This is a genomic window from Chamaesiphon minutus PCC 6605, from assembly GCF_000317145.1.
Classification (GTDB): domain Bacteria; phylum Cyanobacteriota; class Cyanobacteriia; order Cyanobacteriales; family Chamaesiphonaceae; genus Chamaesiphon; species Chamaesiphon minutus.
In genome coordinates, this window is sequence record NC_019697.1 from 1,342,007 (window position 1) to 1,360,247 (window position 18,241).

General features: G+C 45.4%; 13 protein-coding genes. 9 read left to right on the top strand and 4 right to left on the bottom strand.

Going from position 1 to position 18,241, the window contains the following annotated elements; genetic code table 11:
• Positions 1–12: 12 nt before the first annotated feature.
• Complete coding sequence (locus CHA6605_RS06205) at positions 13–3,390, bottom strand: hypothetical protein (protein ID WP_015158651.1); 3,378 nt, start codon at positions 3,388–3,390, stop codon at positions 13–15.
• A 6-nt stretch (positions 3,391–3,396) separates the two neighbouring features.
• Positions 3,397–3,813: a hypothetical protein gene (locus tag CHA6605_RS06210; protein WP_015158652.1), complete on the bottom strand. Its 417-nt coding sequence runs from the start codon at positions 3,811–3,813 to the stop codon at positions 3,397–3,399.
• Positions 3,814–3,953: 140 nt separating this feature from the next.
• On the opposite strand from CHA6605_RS06210, the gene CHA6605_RS06215 reads away from it, so the two are divergent.
• The 7 genes from CHA6605_RS06215 to CHA6605_RS06240 all read left to right on the top strand — a co-directional run bounded on the left by CHA6605_RS06215 (position 3,954) and on the right by CHA6605_RS06240 (position 12,151).
• Positions 3,954–7,268 carry a WD40 repeat domain-containing protein gene (locus tag CHA6605_RS06215; RefSeq protein ID WP_015158653.1) on the top strand — a complete coding sequence of 1,105 codons (3,315 nt, stop codon included), beginning with the start codon at positions 3,954–3,956 and terminating at the stop codon, positions 7,266–7,268.
• Positions 7,269–7,637: a WD40 repeat domain-containing protein gene (locus CHA6605_RS31385; RefSeq protein WP_086936178.1), complete on the top strand. Its 369-nt coding sequence runs from the start codon at positions 7,269–7,271 to the stop codon at positions 7,635–7,637.
• Between the two features lie 318 nt (positions 7,638–7,955).
• Positions 7,956–8,534, top strand: a complete 579-nt coding sequence (locus CHA6605_RS33720; protein ID WP_422678765.1) for a hypothetical protein — start codon at positions 7,956–7,958, stop codon at positions 8,532–8,534.
• Positions 8,535–8,604: 70 nt separating this feature from the next.
• Positions 8,605–8,979, top strand: a complete 375-nt coding sequence (locus tag CHA6605_RS06225) for a hypothetical protein (RefSeq protein WP_051038737.1) — start codon at positions 8,605–8,607, stop codon at positions 8,977–8,979.
• A 30-nt stretch (positions 8,980–9,009) separates the two neighbouring features.
• On the top strand, positions 9,010–9,309 hold the full coding sequence (locus tag CHA6605_RS06230) for a hypothetical protein (protein WP_015158656.1): 300 nt from the start codon (positions 9,010–9,012) through the stop codon (positions 9,307–9,309).
• A gap of 695 nt (positions 9,310–10,004) precedes the next feature.
• On the top strand, positions 10,005–10,406 hold the full coding sequence (locus CHA6605_RS06235) for an ester cyclase (protein WP_015158657.1): 402 nt from the start codon (positions 10,005–10,007) through the stop codon (positions 10,404–10,406).
• 353 nt (positions 10,407–10,759) lie between these two features.
• On the top strand, positions 10,760–12,151 hold the full coding sequence (locus CHA6605_RS06240) for a hypothetical protein (protein ID WP_015158658.1): 1,392 nt from the start codon (positions 10,760–10,762) through the stop codon (positions 12,149–12,151).
• Between the two features lie 220 nt (positions 12,152–12,371).
• Here the strand turns inward: CHA6605_RS06240 and CHA6605_RS06245 are convergent, their stop codons facing one another.
• Positions 12,372–13,619, bottom strand: a complete 1,248-nt coding sequence (locus CHA6605_RS06245; RefSeq protein WP_015158659.1) for an L-lactate MFS transporter — start codon at positions 13,617–13,619, stop codon at positions 12,372–12,374.
• Positions 13,620–14,068: 449 nt separating this feature from the next.
• On the opposite strand from CHA6605_RS06245, the gene CHA6605_RS06250 reads away from it, so the two are divergent.
• The gene (locus tag CHA6605_RS06250) at positions 14,069–14,977 is read left to right on the top strand and encodes a tetratricopeptide repeat protein (protein ID WP_015158660.1); all 909 of its coding nucleotides are present in this window, start codon (positions 14,069–14,071) and stop codon (positions 14,975–14,977) included.
• Between the two features lie 152 nt (positions 14,978–15,129).
• Here CHA6605_RS06250 and CHA6605_RS06255 read toward each other — a convergent pair whose 3' ends face one another.
• On the bottom strand, positions 15,130–15,453 hold the full coding sequence (locus CHA6605_RS06255; protein WP_015158661.1) for a WGxxGxxG family protein: 324 nt from the start codon (positions 15,451–15,453) through the stop codon (positions 15,130–15,132).
• A gap of 382 nt (positions 15,454–15,835) precedes the next feature.
• Between CHA6605_RS06255 and CHA6605_RS06260 the strand changes: the two genes are divergently transcribed.
• Positions 15,836–18,130 carry a DUF1796 family putative cysteine peptidase gene (locus CHA6605_RS06260; RefSeq protein ID WP_015158662.1) on the top strand — a complete coding sequence of 765 codons (2,295 nt, stop codon included), beginning with the start codon at positions 15,836–15,838 and terminating at the stop codon, positions 18,128–18,130.
• Positions 18,131–18,241 lie beyond the last annotated feature (111 nt).

Sequence of the window (18,241 nt, forward strand, 5' to 3'; positions counted from 1 at the left end):
GCTCAATACCATTTACCAAAAATCTTGGGTAAGTTCGGCATTAACATCTTCCTTGGCGGCTTTCTGATTATATCCATTTGCAAGCTTTCTCAAAATTGCCGCCGTTTGCGGCCATTTATTCCCAATCTGTTTGGCATCCTTTTCATACTTTTCAGCAAGCACACGTTCTTGTTCGCCACCATCAGTTGACGATCGACTAGTGACACCTCGATTATTATAGATTTGAGTACGCCAACTATCCTTAACTGTTGAATTTGCCAATTCAATTAAATCTCGGACAACTCTGTGCGGCCATGCACCATCTGGATCGGAGGGAGAAAAAGAGAGCCGATACCCAATATAACGATCTGCGATGTTACTTCGATCGCATTCAGCCGCAAGTTCACAAACATTGACAACCCAAGATTTCAAAGCAATCTCGTCAACCGTTTCGTCTTCCAGTATTCCAGGTAGTTGCTTCCATCTTTCAAGTAAATGCCAGACTAACTGTGCTAGCGATCGATTGGGATGTTCATCATTCCCATTAGCTGCGGTTTGATTTTCTGCATGAGAAATGCATTGAAGGGCTTCTACAAAGAATTCAGGGTTCTTTGATAATCGATCGAAGAGTATTCGAGGACTACGAGAATGGGTATGAATTTGGAAATACGCTAACTCCAAATTAGCAAGACGATCTCGTGAAAATTCGGTTTTCTCTAGATAGTTTAGCAACTCCGCTGAGTGATGAGGAAACAAAGTACGATCGAAGCCTTGTCCAGCTTCAGTCTGGGCAGATGATTCAAGAATTTCGGCAATGCGATCGAGTGAAAAGAGTTCGGGATTATCTTTCAACACCCAAGAGATTTGGTCAACAGCAAGATGAGGTCTACCGAATTCCAGAAGTTTTGCGAGTACCCAGTCAGTTCGCTCTACTCCCAGAAATTCAACATGCTTTACATTACGCCAGAAGTAGCTTTGAGTTTCTGAATGAGCAGCATTCAGCCGATCTATTAAGCATAAGTTAAATGGCAGACAAAGCAAGAACTTTCCGTACCCTTCTGCGCTCCAGGGTGACAAATTATCCTTTAGACAGTCATCAATCCACAGTTCACCTCGATCGTAAGCATTACAACGTATATAGCTGCTTGCTAACTCATGTCGCCATAGATCGGGAGATCCAAGATTCTCTCGAAGAAATAGATTTAAGTCGATCGGTAGCGATTGTGTCTGAGCTAAAGCCACGCCTACAAAACTGGGTGCCCGCACTTGCTGTGCTAATTGTATAACTCCATCCCATCCTTGCAAATTTAGGATTTCTGCTAATGCTTCTAACCTCGAATTTTCAATAATTCCATCCTCATCCCTAACATACGTGAAAAGCTCACGATGGCGGTATACCAAATCGTCTGGCTCAAGTTGCATCAAGATTGCGTTGAGTCGCTGAATATTTTCGATCGACATCGACCACTGAGAGTCAAAAAACTTCTGATAATCGGAAATCTCATGCCGTAGGCAGTCAGATATACTCACCCGCTCTTCAAATGAAAATTGCTGAGATTTGAGTATTTCTAATGAATTTACGATCGCATCCTTTTGGTTGGCAGTCATGAATCTTGCTCGATCGATTAGGCTACACCACCGAGCAATGTTAACACCTGCATTAGCAATCAATTTCTCTAAAATTGCATCACTTGCATCCATCAAATCTTGACTAATAAATGTCGAAGCAGTCTCCGTCACCCAGTCTCGCCATCTCGTCTTGCGTTCCATCAAAGACATATGATAATGGGAGATGAGACTCATCGATAAATTCCAGGCTATGTCTGGTTCTCGCTGATAAAGCGTGTCTATTGTTTGTAGACAATCGGATAAAGAAGCATTAGCATTTGGATGAAAATAAAGCCACCAAATAAAGACAGTTTCTAAACTACTTTTAGGTCTATTACCCAAATTACCACCTGGGTCTAATCGTGTTAGCCGCGCCAGCGACAATGCCGATCGACTCAAGTAGTCAGGATGCAATGCCAAGCGTTCCATTGCCCACAGCAGTCCAGTATGAGGCGAAGATAAAGCTGAATGCGAACTTCGATCTTGAAATAAACTAATGAGGATGGGGTTTTCTCCAGATAAACCTTCCTCGATCGCGTCTAACAAGACTTCTGGTGCAGCCTCGGCAATTAGAGGCAGTTTATCGGACAGTGAAGCCCACAATATTGGATGATCTTTCACCTGTTCCATCAACCGCCAAACTATTCGACTGGCGACATCTTCACCCGATCGATTCGCACCAGATAATAGGATTTCAGAACTTCGAGTTGCCATCAATGCCAGCATTTCTAGGATGCCCTCTCTCAAGCAATTCGATCGAGTAAGCACTTTTCCATAAATAGTCGCCATCATTCTTTCTTCTGGTGGCAACTCAAACGCGGGGTTAAGTTCGCTCAACACCTCAACAGCAACATCCTCAAAACGTTTCAGATCGTCATCGGTAAGATAACGTGCAATCAGTATCCAAGCATCTTCTTGAGAGGCGATTGTCCAAACATCTCCTATTTTGCGAACTGGAGCGTCTGGTTCATTTGCCCAGCGTACTAACTGGGTTTGGATCGCATCATAAGATTGTTCTGATAGCTGCTCTAAGACCTTTCGATCGCCGTCCCAAGAGTCGCTCCATGCACTGACAAGTAATGGAGCAAGCAACGCACGGGCCTCGTTCGGTTTTGCCCATGCTGGTTGCTGAATATTTTTGGCGATCGCTAATTTTCGCCTTAGAGCAGATAGGCTCCGTCGAGAAAGAGTTGCGTAGCTGTGTGATTTATTCCTATTCAACCCCATTCCCTGCAAAGCTTTTTCTGCGGCATCATGCACAATGCGAGGCAAAAGATTTTCAAGATCGGAACTCAATCGATCGCATGAGACGAAAACGTGATGACCATTCTGAATTGCTGTTCCAATACCGTCTGGTTCTCCTAATTCAACAATTAAAATCAGCGGATCGGACGATTCAATTAGTTGCTGCCACGATATCTCGCAATTAATCACAACCGCACAACTGAGAATTTTAGTTCGTTCTTCTGGCTCTAATCCCTGCACAACTGCTGCTAAAAAAGCACTCACCTCTTTTTGTGGTTCCCCCTGTAATATCAGTACATCAGGATTTCCTCGCAGCCAGCTAATCACACGCTCTCGATCTTTCTCTCGCCCACCGATTACTAGATCTGGACTGAATGGTGGTTTTGTATCTTGCGACCAGCTTTTCCAGAATCGATCGAGGGTACGAATTTTCTGAGGCGATATGTCAAAGCGTAGAATGACTTGCTCGACTTTGGCGATCGCAATTCCACTATTTTGAGCAATATTTTGGCTTCCATCACCAAAACTAGATTGTGAGATACTGTTGGGATCGGTCATTGCTTCTTACTCGTGAATAGTCAAATTGCCAGCAACATTGCCAAATACCTTGCCGCCTAGAACTTGACCGATCGTCTGTACCCCATCACCTGTTGAAAGCTGGTTAATCGGTGTTCCACTATTGCTTCCAGCCATGATTTTAGCGATCGCTTTCGCCAAATCTGGATTTTCATTCAACAATGTTTCTAATTCTTCCAGAAAGACCGCTTTACGTGGCTCACTCTCTGACTTTGCTGCTACCTGCTCTGCTGCTGTTCTAGCATCACCCTTTAGCACAGGTTCAAGTTTTTCCCAGATTTGCTTGACCACGATCTCGACACCACTTTTACCAATTTGTGTAACAGCACCACTCATCAACACAGGTAAATAAGGCGCAAGATGAGCCTTTTCGGCTAGTGCAATATTTGTAATATGACTGCTCATATTTTTTGCCTGATATTTGGAAATAAATTAGCCTCTCTATTATAATATAGTTCGTCTGTTCTATAAAAATTGCAGTGAAAAGCTGTATCGCTCCGGCAAGTTACATCACACTGTAGTCGTCAATAAGTATTCAGGAATTCATGGCAGAGTCAGCCTTTTCAACTTCTAGCGACGATCCAAACCTCAACTCTCAAATTCAGCAACATGCTGGGGGTGATAGCAGTCAGGTAATCGGTCTATTAAAAGATAGTAATGTATTCAATAATGTTGTTGGCAATGTGACCATTGAGATCCATAACTACCACGACCGAAAAGAGGTAGAGATTAAGATCGATGACACCGCAAAATCTGCTGCCGATCTACTCGCTTGTCCTTATCGCGGTTTGTTTCACTTTGGGCCAGAGGATGTGGAATATTTCTTTGGTCGGGAAAACTTTGTTGAAGAATTGGTGAGAGCAACACAAACCCGTAATTTTATTCCTTTACTAGGCGCATCGGGTAGCGGCAAATCTTCAGTAGTTTTGGCAGGATTAGTGCCTAAATTACAACAGGCTGGTCATTGGCAGTTTACCCATTTTCGTCCAGGTTCTGACCCATTTTATGCTTTGGCTGAGGCACTTGTGCCACTGTACATGTCAGAGCTTGATTCTACTGACAAAATCACTCAAGCGGGTAAGCTGGCTCAAGCTCTTAAAGATGGAACACCTCTTTCTCGTATTTTTAGCTCGATTCAACGCCAACACCCTAACGATCGAGTGTTGCTAATTGCCGACCAATTTGAGGAACTCTATACTCTCTGTACTGATGAGGCCACCCGTCGTGATTTCCTCGATCTATTACTAGCTGGTATTGCTGCGCCTGCCGTAGGCAGAGCCTCTCTGAAAGAGAATCGCATCCATTTTTCCCCAGTACTGGTGGCAACGATGCGGGCAGATTTTTTGGGAAATGCGCTCTCATATCGCCCCTTTGCTGATATCTTACAAAATACCGACCTAAAGCTTGGCCCGATGAATCAGGCAGAACTGATGGAGGCGATCGCTAAACCAGCAGAAATGGCAGGGCATCCTCTAGACTTGAGTACGATCGATCTATTAATCGAACAAACAGCAGGCAGAGCAGGTGCTTTACCCCTGCTCCAATTTGCGTTGGTGCAGATTTGGGCAGGTCTGGCAGAAGGAAAAGAACCTGCAGAGACACTCAGGGCGATTGGTGGTGTGGGAGGTGCTCTAGCTGGAGAAGCACAACGTATCTATGTCGGTCTTACCCCCGAACAACAAGGAATTGCGCGGCGGGTATTTTTGGGATTGGTGCAGTTGGGTGAGGGTGCGAAAGATACTCGGCGGCGAGTGGAGCTAGAACGGTTGGTATCACATCGGGACGGTCTCGATCGGGTGAAGCAAGTAATCGATCGCTTTGCAAACCCTGGTACTCGGTTGATTACCCTAGCGAATGATGGAGGCGCGGAGACTGCCGAAGTGACCCATGAGGCGTTATTTGACAACTGGCAGCAGTTGAAAGACTGGCTCGATGGCAGTCGTAGCGATCTACAGTTTCAAAGGCGACTGGATGAAGCAGTGATGGTTTGGCAAAATAATGGACGACCAGAAGGGAATTTATGGCGATCGCCCGATCTGGATTTGTTGCGACGTTATCAGCACAGGGCTGGGGACGATCTGACACCCTTGCAACTAGAATTTTTTCAGGCTGCGGATCGATCTCAATGTGAACAAAAGCGTTTCTGGGGATTTATTAAACTTTCTACCCTCTTATCTCTGGTATTGACAACCAGCACCACTATACTTTTAGGCTTACAATTGAGGCAGGCTCAGTCGTTGCAACTGCAAATATTAGGAACCAATGCTGCTAACTTATTAGCCTTTAACCAACCTGTAGATAGTACTATTAATGCAATTGCCACCAATAATTTAAGTCAGTTAGCTTGGTTAAAATTTCCCACTCCCGATCGCGCTCAAGTTGCCTTTATAGATGGAATTTTGTTGGATACTGTTTGGGTTGCCAATCCAGAGCAAAATCAGTTGCAACATGATTCTACTGTTATTTCAGCAGCATACAGTCCAGATGGTCAGCGCATTGTCAGTGGCGGTCACGATCGTGCTGTCCGCATTTGGGATGCAAAGACTGGGAAATCCATCGGTAAACCTCTACTCGGTCATACGGAGAGCGTTTATTCAGTAGCATTTAGTCCAGACGGACAGCAGATCGCTAGCGGTAGTTGGGACAAGACTGTGCGAATTTGGGACGCAAAAACGGGGGAACCACTCAGTAAACCTTTGCCTTTGCCAGGAGATCGCAGTTGGATTAATTCAATAGCATATAGTCCGGATAGTCAGAGTATTGTCAGTGGTAGTTATGACAAGACGATCTGGATCTGGGATGCAAAAACGGGAAAACCCATCGGTAAATCTCTACTCGGTCATACAGAGAGCGTTAGTTCAGTAGCATATAGTCCAGATAGTCAGAGTATTGTCAGTGGTAGTTATGACAAGACGATCCGGATCTGGGATGCAAAAATGGGAAAACTCATCGGTAAACCTCTACTCGGTCACAGATCTATAGTTACTTCAGTGACATATAGCCCCGATGGTCGCAGTATTGTGAGTGGTAGTAGCGATAAAACGATCCGGATTTGGGATGCAAAAACAAGATTGCCGATTGGTGAACCAATGGAAGGTCATGAGCTTGCAGTCAAGTCAGTAGCATATAGTCCTGATGGTCAAAATATTGTCAGTGGTAGTGACGATCGAACTGTCAGAATCTGGGATGCCAAGACCAGATTGCCGATTGGTCAACCTCTCAAAGGTCATGAGGATGTGCTCAATTCAGTAGCGTTGAGTCCAGATGGCAAGCACATCATCAGTAGCGGTGACAAGACTGTGCGAATCTGGCAGGGAAAGACATTAGAGCCGATCGTTAAACAGCTAAAAGGCGATCAAGATCTAATTAATTCAGTGGCGTTTAGTCCGAATAGAGAACGGATTGTCAACATCAAGTCTGACGGGACAGTATGGAGTTGGGATGTTCGGGCAGGAGTAGTAATCGGTCAGCCTCTATTGCTACAAGGTAATAGGAGTTATCTAACTTCTGTAGCGGTTAGCCCAGATGGTCAGTGGATCGTTACTGGCAGTTTTAGCGGTGTAGTGCAAGTCTGGAATGCAAAGACTGGATCGCTGATTCGCGATCTATGGCAAGAACGGAAGAGTCCGATTCAGTCAGTAGCATTTAGTTTTGACGGTCAACGGATCGTTAGTGGTAGTGATGACTTAACCATAAGAATTTGGGATGCCAAAACAGGTTTACCGATCGGTAAACCTTTATTTTTAAAAGGTCACAGAAATTATTTAACTTCAGTGGCATTTAGTCCAGATGGGCAACGTATCATTACTGGCAGTAAAGACTCAACAGTAAGAATTTGGGAGATAAGAACAGGAGCATAAATCGGCAAACCTTTACAAGGACATCATGGTGAGGTCACAGCAGTGGCATATAGTTCAGATGGACAACGCATCATTAGTGGTGGTGATGACTGGAGAATTAGGATTTGGGATGCTGAAACGGGCACAGCCATTGGCCAGCCGTTATCAGCCCCGATCGGTCAGATTAAATCGATCGCATATAGTCAGGATGGGCAGCACATTGTCAGTGTTAATGCAGACAAGACAGTCTCAAGTTGGGATGTTTCTGGAACATCTTTGCTGAAAACAGCCTGCGATCGATTGCGCTATCATCCCAGCCTCGACGATCCAAAAACCGATGTTGCCCGCGAAGCCAAGCAAACCTGTGAACAATACGTGTGGGAAAAATAGCGTCTCTATCAAGATAATCGCTCGGTCTAGAATCCATAGAACGTGTAAGAGTTGATGCAAAAGATAAACTAAAACTTCATGGCTACGCAATCGCCATTCCCGATGTTCGCAATTTATCTTCGTTCTGTCAACATTGTTGAGGGTGCCAAACACGTCACCAATCTCACCACTGAACGGTTATGGATTCTCCAGTTCTTTGGTGTTCCTTGCCGCAAATATTACCTTCTTTCCTGATTTACCTGCGGAATGTGGGCTACAGGCAAATACAGACGGAATTGATATTAACAATCTTCTGTTTGGTGTAGATGTATTTGATCTATTCAGGAAAAGCATGAAGCACAAATATTAAGTATTCAGCATTACTTGTCTGACAAAGACACGATCGAAGAACTTACAAAACTAGAGCCGAAAATTTTTAATTCTACCTTTCGGATTCAACACTGGCAAAATTTAATTCACAATCGATCGCGGATTTTTGGTTTTGATGCGCTCATACATAATTCACCTACTAAAAAAACTATTGACGATCGTTGGTTCCGTCGAGACTTCCGAACTTTATTTCATCCGCAATCTAATCCTATGACACCAGAAGAAACTGATATAGACAAAGCTGAAGACATGGAACCTGCCGAACTATCTGTACCCAAAGAGATATCTCTAGAAGTGCTTGTCCTGCGGCTATTGAAAAATTACACTCGTCATAAACTCAAGCATCAATTCGGCATTGAGTGGAACAAGGAGTGGAGTAGTCAAAACTCAGCAAGTCGGAACCAAGACCCAGCATATCAAGCATACAGGCAGAGAAAAGAGCATGTGATAAAAGATCTACACATCGATTTCCGTCGCCATCGTCACCCTAATGAATTTTTAGCTTTCTTTGCCACCAAAGTGCTTTAAGACAAATGCTGATTATGGAAGGACTCCCATCCAATCGTTGGCGTAGCCTACCGGAGGTAATCGCGCATTAATGATGGTGGCGCACCAAAAGTTGAGTTTATGGACGGCTGCATTAATTAAAGCGATCGGGCAACTAAACAGAGTAGCTGGAGGAGATAGCGTTAGTCATTTTCAGATGGGACCCAGAAGTATTATTATTCGACTCACACCATCTTTAGTTGCTGGGTATGATAACTACGGATTTCAAGAAGATGGCAGCTTCAAAGAACTAAATCGACTTGTTAACGGTGAATTGCCAGGGCAAGAATTTTGGTTGGGCGGAGAGATCGTTCGTCAAATGTCTCAAGACATCAAACAAAAATTAGCAGATCGCCACGTCCATCTAATAGATAGCCCCCAAAAACTCTTGGCTGAAGTCTCCCAGCAGTTTTTAGGAGGAGCGTAAAAATCGTGGAAAAACTCTGGTTGCGCGTTCGTGCTCCGTTCGCTACTTATTCCACATGACGACCGCCCACGCTATGGTTTACCCTTCGCAGGTGATAACAACTATCTATTCGATCGAATCGACTGCCTCGACGAACCCATTCCATCTCATTGGTTCGTATCGGTTGACTCAAAGCTCGAACAGGAAACAGGTGCCGTTAGCTTAACCGTTGAGATCGATCGTCACGCTCCCAGCAAGACTAAAAGTATGCTGTTTTCGGCAACGAAAGATTCTTTAAATTCGCTACCCGATCGTGATTGGCTATCAATGTATGAGAGGAGAGTTGCGTAGAAGGTAAACCCCGCCTAGAATGAGACCCTAAAACAACCCCAAATACTTGTCTCCGCTATGTCATGGGCACTTAAGAAGCTACTCTAAAAAACTATGGTTTTCAAGTTAGGCGGGGTTTAGAAGCATTTTTTGCAAGCATCTCCAGGTGTTTAGAGTTATTTTTCAGAAAAAAGCCGTAAACCTTCACTCTGTAAGGATTTAGTTCATATTTTATTACGACAGGTGCTTGCAACTGCTGAAACGTAATTCTGGCAGAGGTTTTAAGTCGATATGTGTGAAGTTATAGCCTCAATATTCTGTAAAATTGGTATGATGTTGACAGGTGCTTGTAATAGTTCGGAGAAACCCTTTGCTGTCAAGCATTCTGGACTCCGCCCTAAAATCACCTTAGATGCCATATGGCGTTAAGCACATGCTATGGGGATTAATGTTCTACCAGTTTATAGAGCTAAAATCACCTTAGATGCCATATGGCGTTAAGCACATGACGATCGTTGACACTACCAGCGTGAGCTTACAAACCTTTTCCTCAGATATCGTAAGGTGTTGAGCACTTTGAAAACTCATTTGAAAATAAAATTTCAGCTTATGAGTTTTTAGAGTGCTAAAATTTCACGTTATGAGTTACTAATTTCATATTATGTGTAACTTTGCTCATTCAGAACGCTGTTACTTCGTCACTAATATTTCAGCTTATGTGTAAACCGACACGAGCGATGATGTCGGCAGATTTTATCGCTGATTTAGTCGGCATACCAGTATCACTCGATCTAGAGGCATTTATTCAATTTGGGTTAGAATTTCGGACAGCTTTTCCCGATGGTTGTCATCAGTTTGATGAGGTAATTGAGGAAGATACTAAAGTAGTAACGATCGGTAAATTTCGCGGTACACATTTGGGTAAATTTCAAGGTTTACCTGCGACAGGGAAATCGGTAGAGATCGAAGTTACTCATATCGATAAACTCATCGACGATCGGCTCGTCTATCATTGGGGACAAGGCAACCAAGCGGGAATGATGCAACAACTGGGGATTGTGTTCGTTCCAGGCTTATCTTTAATTGCCGCAGCCATCCGCCATCAAATCCGAGGTTAAACTAGAATGTGTTGGTGTGTTATCGCGTAAGCGATAACACACCCTACAACCTGGGATCTTATTTTCTTGCTATTTCCTCAAGCCTAAAACCTAAAACCTAAAGCCTAAAGCCTAAAGCCTAAAGCCTAAAGCCTAAAACCTAAAGCCTAAAGCCTAAAGCCTAAAGCCTAAAGCCTAAAGCCTAAAGCCTAAAGCCTAAAGCCTAAAGCCTAAAGCCTAAAGCCTCACTAATGGGTAATTACACCCCAAATAGTGAGGAGGATCGATTATAATCTCTGTGGAAAGTTGAACCTATAGGCTGGCGGCTACCTCATTTATCCGCTCGTCAAATCCTCCTACCGTATTCCCCATCAGTGTCTACCAAAAAATATTCCATCTTCAAGCAGTGGTTAACGACTGGCTCAGTCGCCTTTGTAGTAAGCGGGGGTTGTAGTTTACCATTTACTCAGAATCTGGCTCAGTCTGCGTTAATTGGGTTGGCAACGCTACCGGGAGTCGCTATCAGTAGACTCATGCGCTCGCGCCAACGCCAACAGCAGGTAAATCGTCAACTGGCGCGGGGAAAACGGCGGTTGAATCAAATGCATTACCGAGGCGAAATCCTCAACAATCAGTTGCGAAGTAGGGACAAGGAGCGGCAAGAAATCGAGATTAGGGTAGCACAATTACAGAGTTTAGCAGGTAGTTTGAAAGCGCGGATCGATACCGATCGCCAGCAATACCAGGAACTAGAGCAACAACTCGCTGCACTTACCCATCACTGTCAGGAACAACAAACCTTTGCAGCCAAACTCGATCGCAAAATTCAGGAAAAACAAGCTCTTAGCCTCGAAGTCGATACCGAGTTTAACAATCTCAAGCTAGAATTATCTCAACTGCAAGCAGCTAAATTACAGACAGTTGAAGCGATCGATCGCTTCAAAATATCGCTGAGAAATGTCCAATCCGAAATCGAACGATGTACCGCAACTAAGCAAGAATTGGCAATAGAGATTCAGCAGTTGCAGCAGCCACAACAATTAGATAATGCTAGTCTCGATCGAGCAAACGAACAGCATCAACTCATCCACGAACTCGATACAGCAATTACTAACCGACAACATACTCACCAAAATCTGCTAGTAGAAATCGATCGATTGGAGCAGATTATTGCCGAAAGATCGACAGAATTAGCCGATCGAGATCGAGAATTAGTAGCGGCACGACAGCAATTAACTGAAACCGAATTAGAGATCGAAACTAAACAAGCAACATTAGATGAATTAGCAGCAGCAATAGTCGATCGCAAGGATGAGTTAGAATCATCGTCAGAGTATCTGGCTGAAAGATTGCACCAACGCGAGTTGAAAATAGCTCAATTAGAATTGAGTAGTAGGCAGGCAGAACTAGATAATTTAGAACTAAAAATTCAGGCTAAACGCCAAGAAATCGATGATATTGGTGTAGAAAAAATTCTTCAAATCTTCGAGCCACAACCACCAAGCATCTCTCGCGATATTGACTCGATCGCCGGAGCCGGAGCATGGCACGATAAATTTATAGATAATCCTCATCTCCCTGTTTTACAACACATTGAAAAACATGGCACCATTACCGAAGCCGAAGCTAGTATTAAACTCGGCAATGCTCGATCGGTCAGACAATTTGCCAATAAATTAGAAGAATATACTCCCGATCTTCCCTTCTCAATCAGAGTAGAATCATCACCGAAAGGTAATCGATATATCAAAGAAACTCAAAGTTAAAAGTATCTCGATGAGTCCCTACCAAGAGTGTAAAACCAAATCCGCTTTACAAAGACTTCTGGCGTTGCTGGTTTTAGGTACGACCGTTATTTTTTACATTCTTCTTCCCCGCTCCCCGCTCCCCGCTCTCTCCTCTAGTTTTTCATACATCGAGAGAGCAACTACCAAGCTGCGGAGCGGGGCTGGGGCTGGGGGTGAGGGCAACTAATTAGCCGCTCCTTCAGGACAAGACTTGCTGAGTTTTGGCGTCGGGTTTGAGTGCGAAAGTAGCAATTAAGATGCCTAAAATCGAAAGAATTGCCGTTGGAATAAAGGCATTAGTATAACTACCAAAAATATCTTTGGCACTACCTGCAACTATGGTGCCCACCAATGCGCCTGCCCCATAAGCTGTAAAAACGATGCCATAGTTTTTAGTGTAGTTAGTAGGATTAAACATCGACAGTGTGGCAGTAGGGGCGATCGCCAGCCATCCGCCCAGAGATAACCACAGTAGCGCGAAGGCGAAAAAATAATTGGCAACTTGACCTTTGCCAGTATTTAGCATCACGATCGAGGCGATCAAAATCATTACAAAAGAGAGAATAGCTGCCATTTTGGGCTTGATCCGATCGGTCAACCAACCGAACATGGGGCGACCGACACCGTTAAAGATCGCAAAAATCGATACCGACGCCGTAGCCATATTGGTGTCGAGTCCGACGATCTCTTTGCCGACGTTATTCGCAATTCCCACTGCCATCAAACCAGCTAGGGTACCGATCGCATAGCAGCTCCATAGGGCAAAAAAGCTGGGCGAACTCAGCAAGCGATCTGGCTCGGTGCTGGCGGGACTGGATGTAAACTGGGGGCTGGGTTGCCAGTCTGCGGGTGGAAATCTAAGCTGGGTAGCGATCGCAAGTAAGATGGCGGTAAAAGCTACCCCGAAAATTCTAAATGTGCTGTCGATACCGTAAGTAGCGATAAAATATCCGGCTAGCGGTGCGGTAATTAATGGCGATAGACCGAATCCGACTACGGTTAAACCGACAGCCAAACCCTTGCGATCGGGGAACCACTTAGCCGTTACCGCGATCGGGACGCCATAGACAATCCCAATGCCAGCTCCAGCAATCAGACCGTAGGTGATGACCAGTAGGGGAATACTGGTGGCGAAACTAGAGAGAAAATAACCCAAGCCGACGATCGATCCCCCCACCGCAGTTACTTTCGATGCCCCATAGCGTTCGATATATCTGCTGGCGATCGGCATTAAAATGGCAAATACTACCAGCAAGGTGGCGAAGGGGAGTAAGGTATCTGTCGCCCCAATTGTCATGCCTTGCTTTTTAAAAGCTTCTGTCAGCGGCTTGCGAAAAATGCTCCAGGAATAAACCGTACCCAAACAGAGCATTGCGGTAATGCCTAGGGGTAAAAATAGCCATCGACCTTGCCGTGCGGCTAAGCCAAATATTTTCAGGTCGTTCATCGTATTTTATTTTACCTCCATAGTCCAGACATAATTTATCGAGATCGGGGACGATCGCAAAGCGAGTTTTCCCCTGTTAAGGCACGGTGGTTTCATCCAGAAGAATAAAATTACCACACCTTAGTACTTAGTCATTAACCGCCCGTGATTTATCTACGGGCTACCCCGATCGAGTCCACTGAAGTGGACTTTAGCTATGAGCACCACACTTAAGTCGCGGGCGGTTGAGAACGATCTTATTGCCTATCATTCGATCGACAATAAGATCGATCTTTAGCAATCTCTATCGCCGATATTTTTTGACAGAGTCCAATCTTCGACTATAGCAGCTTCTCCTAATCCGACGATCGCAAAATGATAATATTTGTTATCGATCGCGCTCGCTCGTCCCAATGTTTTCAATAATTAGAGCATCCAAAAATCCAACGTCATGGGAGACATGGGCAACAATGAGCGACCATCATGTTTCGATTGCTGATGCAGCGGCGCGACAGCCGCAGGGAACCGCCAGCAAAGCATCCGATCGGATAGACAGCCAGCCGTTCGATCTCGACACCAAACAAGTTAAAAATTACAATCGACAAGGTATAAATAAGCACTCTTCAGGCGATCTAGTCAGTGCGATCGCGGAATACGATCGGGCGATCGAGTTAAATCCTAACTATGCGAAAGCTTACAATAATCGCGGCTTGGCAAAAGGACAATTAGGAGATTTGGCAGGCGCGATCGCCGATTACAACCGGGCGATTAATCTCGATCGCAACTATGCCAAGGCTTACTACAATCGGGGTCGAGCTAGAGTAGAAACTGGTAACATCGCCCCAGCGATCGCCGATTATAGTTGGGCGATTAAACACGCTCCTCATTATGCCAAGGCTTATTATTATCGGGGTTTAGCCAAGTTAAATGTAGATGACAAACAATCGGCAATTGCCGACTTCGATCGAGCCATTGAAGTCTCACCAAATTATGCCCCAGCGTATTATCACAGAGGCAATACCAAACACGATGTCGGCGATATTGTTGGGGCGATCGCTGACTTCGATCGATCGATTGAGATCGCACCCGGAGAGATCGGTGCTATTTATCATCGCGGTACTATCAAAGGCGAAATAGGCGATAATGCTGGGGCGATTTATGACTACGATCGGGTACTCGCTCTCGATCCCAATTATGCCAGAGCTTACTACAATCGCGCTCTCAATAAAGTTAAATTAAAAGATAAACCAGGTGCCATCTTTGACTTCGATCGAGCAGCCACTTTGTTCCACGAACGGGGAGAAATAGATGGTTATCGCAGAGCGATTCACAAGCTAGAACGAGAATATAATATTCGGTTTCAATCGAGTAAACACTAATTAATTATCTCAGGCAAATATCGAAACAGAGCGAGTGTATATTTCTACACTCGCTCTGTTTATGGGTACAGCGATCTGCTGTAAAGTTGAAGATCGATTTTGTAAATACCAATTACGTCCTACTCTGTCTTTTCATAAAGAAGTAGTTAAAATTAACGAATGCTAGGGTCGCGGTATGCAGGGGCATCATCGCGACGTGTAGTAGTGTGAGTTTCCTCTTTGCGTCGTCCCAATAGTCCGAATAAACCAAGCAAACCAGTCAATCCCCACAAACCTGGATGATTATTGTTTTCGTAATTAGTGGTAGTGGTAGTGCCAGTGGTGCCAGTAGTTCCAGTAGTACCAGTGGTACCAGTAGTGCCATCAGTTCCACTACCGGATGTTTGAGCCGAAGCAGGTGCAGTCATCGGGATAACTAAGACGCTGGTGGCGAGGAGACCAGCACTGATGAATTTTACTAAAGATGATTTTTGCATGAGTTTGAACTCCGGATAGTTGCTATGTGGTCTGTCTTTCGCAGTAGGCGGTTAAAAACTGCTCGCGAGCGATTTGGGTCGTCAGCTCGATTCCTTACTACTGTAGCCGAGCTAGTTTTTAAACAAATCTGTCTTAAGTACCATGTTTAAAAAACTTAGATAGTCCGAAAGGTGTAAGGAAAAAATCGCCAACAATTCTTCGATCGGCTCGAAATTATTGCCAGATACCCAGAGAAATTTACTACCGATTGTCGCCCACCATTCACTCACCTAACGTTATTTCTAAGACAGAAGATTGGGTATTTTGCATGATAATCTACACTGTGGCGACGACTCGGCTTTTTTGTGTTGTTGCATCATCACTCGCTTATCGCCAAAACCCATGTATCAATTTCAGGTTATTGCACATACACAACCTGGTGAAGTCATTGCCCTGGTGGGTTCTACACCCGAATTGGGAGCGTGGGATATCACCAGATGTATTCGCCTGCATACCAGTGGCGATCGCTATCCTTTGTGGCGGACAAATACCGCCATCGATATCCAGCTATCGGCAGAGTCGATCGATGGCCGAAAAGTAGAATATAAGTATATAAAGATCGACGCGCAGGGCTGTGGACATTGGGAATCGTTCGGGTTCGACCGTTGGCTGCCGATCGAGCCTCAGAGTCGCTCGAACACGATCGTGGTCGATGATGGTGCATTTGGGTATTTGCAACCTCATCCCTTTGGCTATATTCAATCGCCAACGATCGAAACCGCCGAGCCAGAAGATTCGCAAGGTCTCAAAATTCTGGTCATTGGCAGTTCGGTCGCTGTCGGTCAAAAAGCGTGGTTATTAGCAGGCTGGACATCGCTATTGGCAGAGTCCGTGCGCCAAAAATACGGACACAGACTGATTAATGTTGCGGAGGCTGGAGCCAACGTCGGTAGAACGATCGAGCGGTTTGGTGCGGCGGTCGCCCCAGAACAACCAGATGTAGTTATTATTGCCCTGTCGCTGGGGAATGAAGGTCTAGCTCACTGTCCGCCCCACCAACGCCGAGCCGTACAGCGCAGATTTGAAAGCGGCTTGCAGCAACTCGTGCAAATGACCAGGGCACTGGGCGCACGTCCGATTTTAGGTGGAGTCTATCCACATGGCGATTATACTTCCGAACATCACTGGTGGTTGCAAGATACCCACAAGCGGATGCTTAAGTGGGGCGTGCCAGTCCTCGATTGGTTGGGAGTGTTGGATAATGGTGGCGGACGCTGGAAAGCAGGGATTTCTTTCGACCCCGCGCATCCCAATACAGTCGGGCACCGTCTGATGTATGAGGCGATCGATTTACAGGTATTCCAGATCGACAAAGACGAATTAGCCTCAGAGCGACAACGCTTCTGGCAACCCAACGAAGTGCCGCTTTATCTCGATAATGCTGGATTTTCAATCTGTGCTTGTCTCGCCCAAAAGCGGTTGCGGATTAACAATCCATCCCCCAATAGCTACACCATCGCGCCCTATTGGTTGGAATTACAAACTGTACTCAAAAGTAAAGCCGGATTGATGCCCGGTATCTATCTTGCCACCGATCGCCAGCCCAGAACGCTCCCTTATTTTGCCGTCGCAGCAGATGGCTCGATCGCGACGACGATCGCCATTCCAGCAGGAACTGAATGGGAATACAGCGCAGCTTTCAATCTATTCGATTCCAACAACTCCCAAGTTTTGTTTTATGACGAACAATTAGGGATTTGGCAACAGGACGAGCGTCAATTGTGGGTAATTAACGAATCCGACCACGAGTACAATCTGCAACCGATGTGGACGGAGGTGCAAAACGCACTCAGAGCTTTGCCAGCAGGTGTATATGCAGATCCACAACATCCCGATCTACCCTTCCGAACGCTGCTGATTGGTGGCAACGGACTAGAGAGTCGGGTCAAAATTCCGGCGCAGTCTGCCATCATGTTTGAATACCAGTGCGAATTAACCCAAATCGAGCGGGTGGGGATTATTCCACTCGGAGATCGATGTGCGGCGCGGATGATGCTGTACAAAATGGGTTACGATGGCCCAGCCTTCCCCTTCGATCTAACGCGGACTACCAATATTGCCGATATCGCCGATATTATCGACAACGGTTTTGATGAGATGTGGAATCCCAACCTACTACATTTCGATTCATTCATCCGCAGAATTTACCACCAAAAATGGTTAGGATTGTCATTTGCCCACGAGGTAGAAGATAACGAAAACCCGATCGACGATCTGTCGATGTCTGTCATTCACGATCGAATGCGATCGCGTTACACCGCACGCGCCCATAGGTTTTGGTATACCCTCAAACATGCCGACAAACTGCTATTCATCCGCACCGGAATTGCCGATCGGGGTGGCACGATCGATCTACTCGACAAGCTCGCCAAACACTGTCAGGGCAAGCCATTTCAATTGATGCTCCTCTCGCCCCAATCCTCAGATGAGTTTGTCGATCTGCCCGAAGTGTTGCACTACAATCTCGAATTCAATCCCGATCGAATGTATGAAGATGTGGGACACTGGCTGTATTGTACGGACATCATGCGCGGCATTCTCGACTCGATCGGGGTTTCTAGCAAAAATCTGTTCTGGTGCCCGCCCAATCCCCCCCAGGAGCTGCCTAAGCCCGATCTGGTAAGCGGAAACGTTTGAGCGATCGCATTACTGGATCTCGTTCTAAGCTCGACTTTATCCATCAATCCTTGACGATTTTAAACCTGTTGCCATCACTAGTTAGAGTCCCAGTAGGGTGGGCACTGCCCA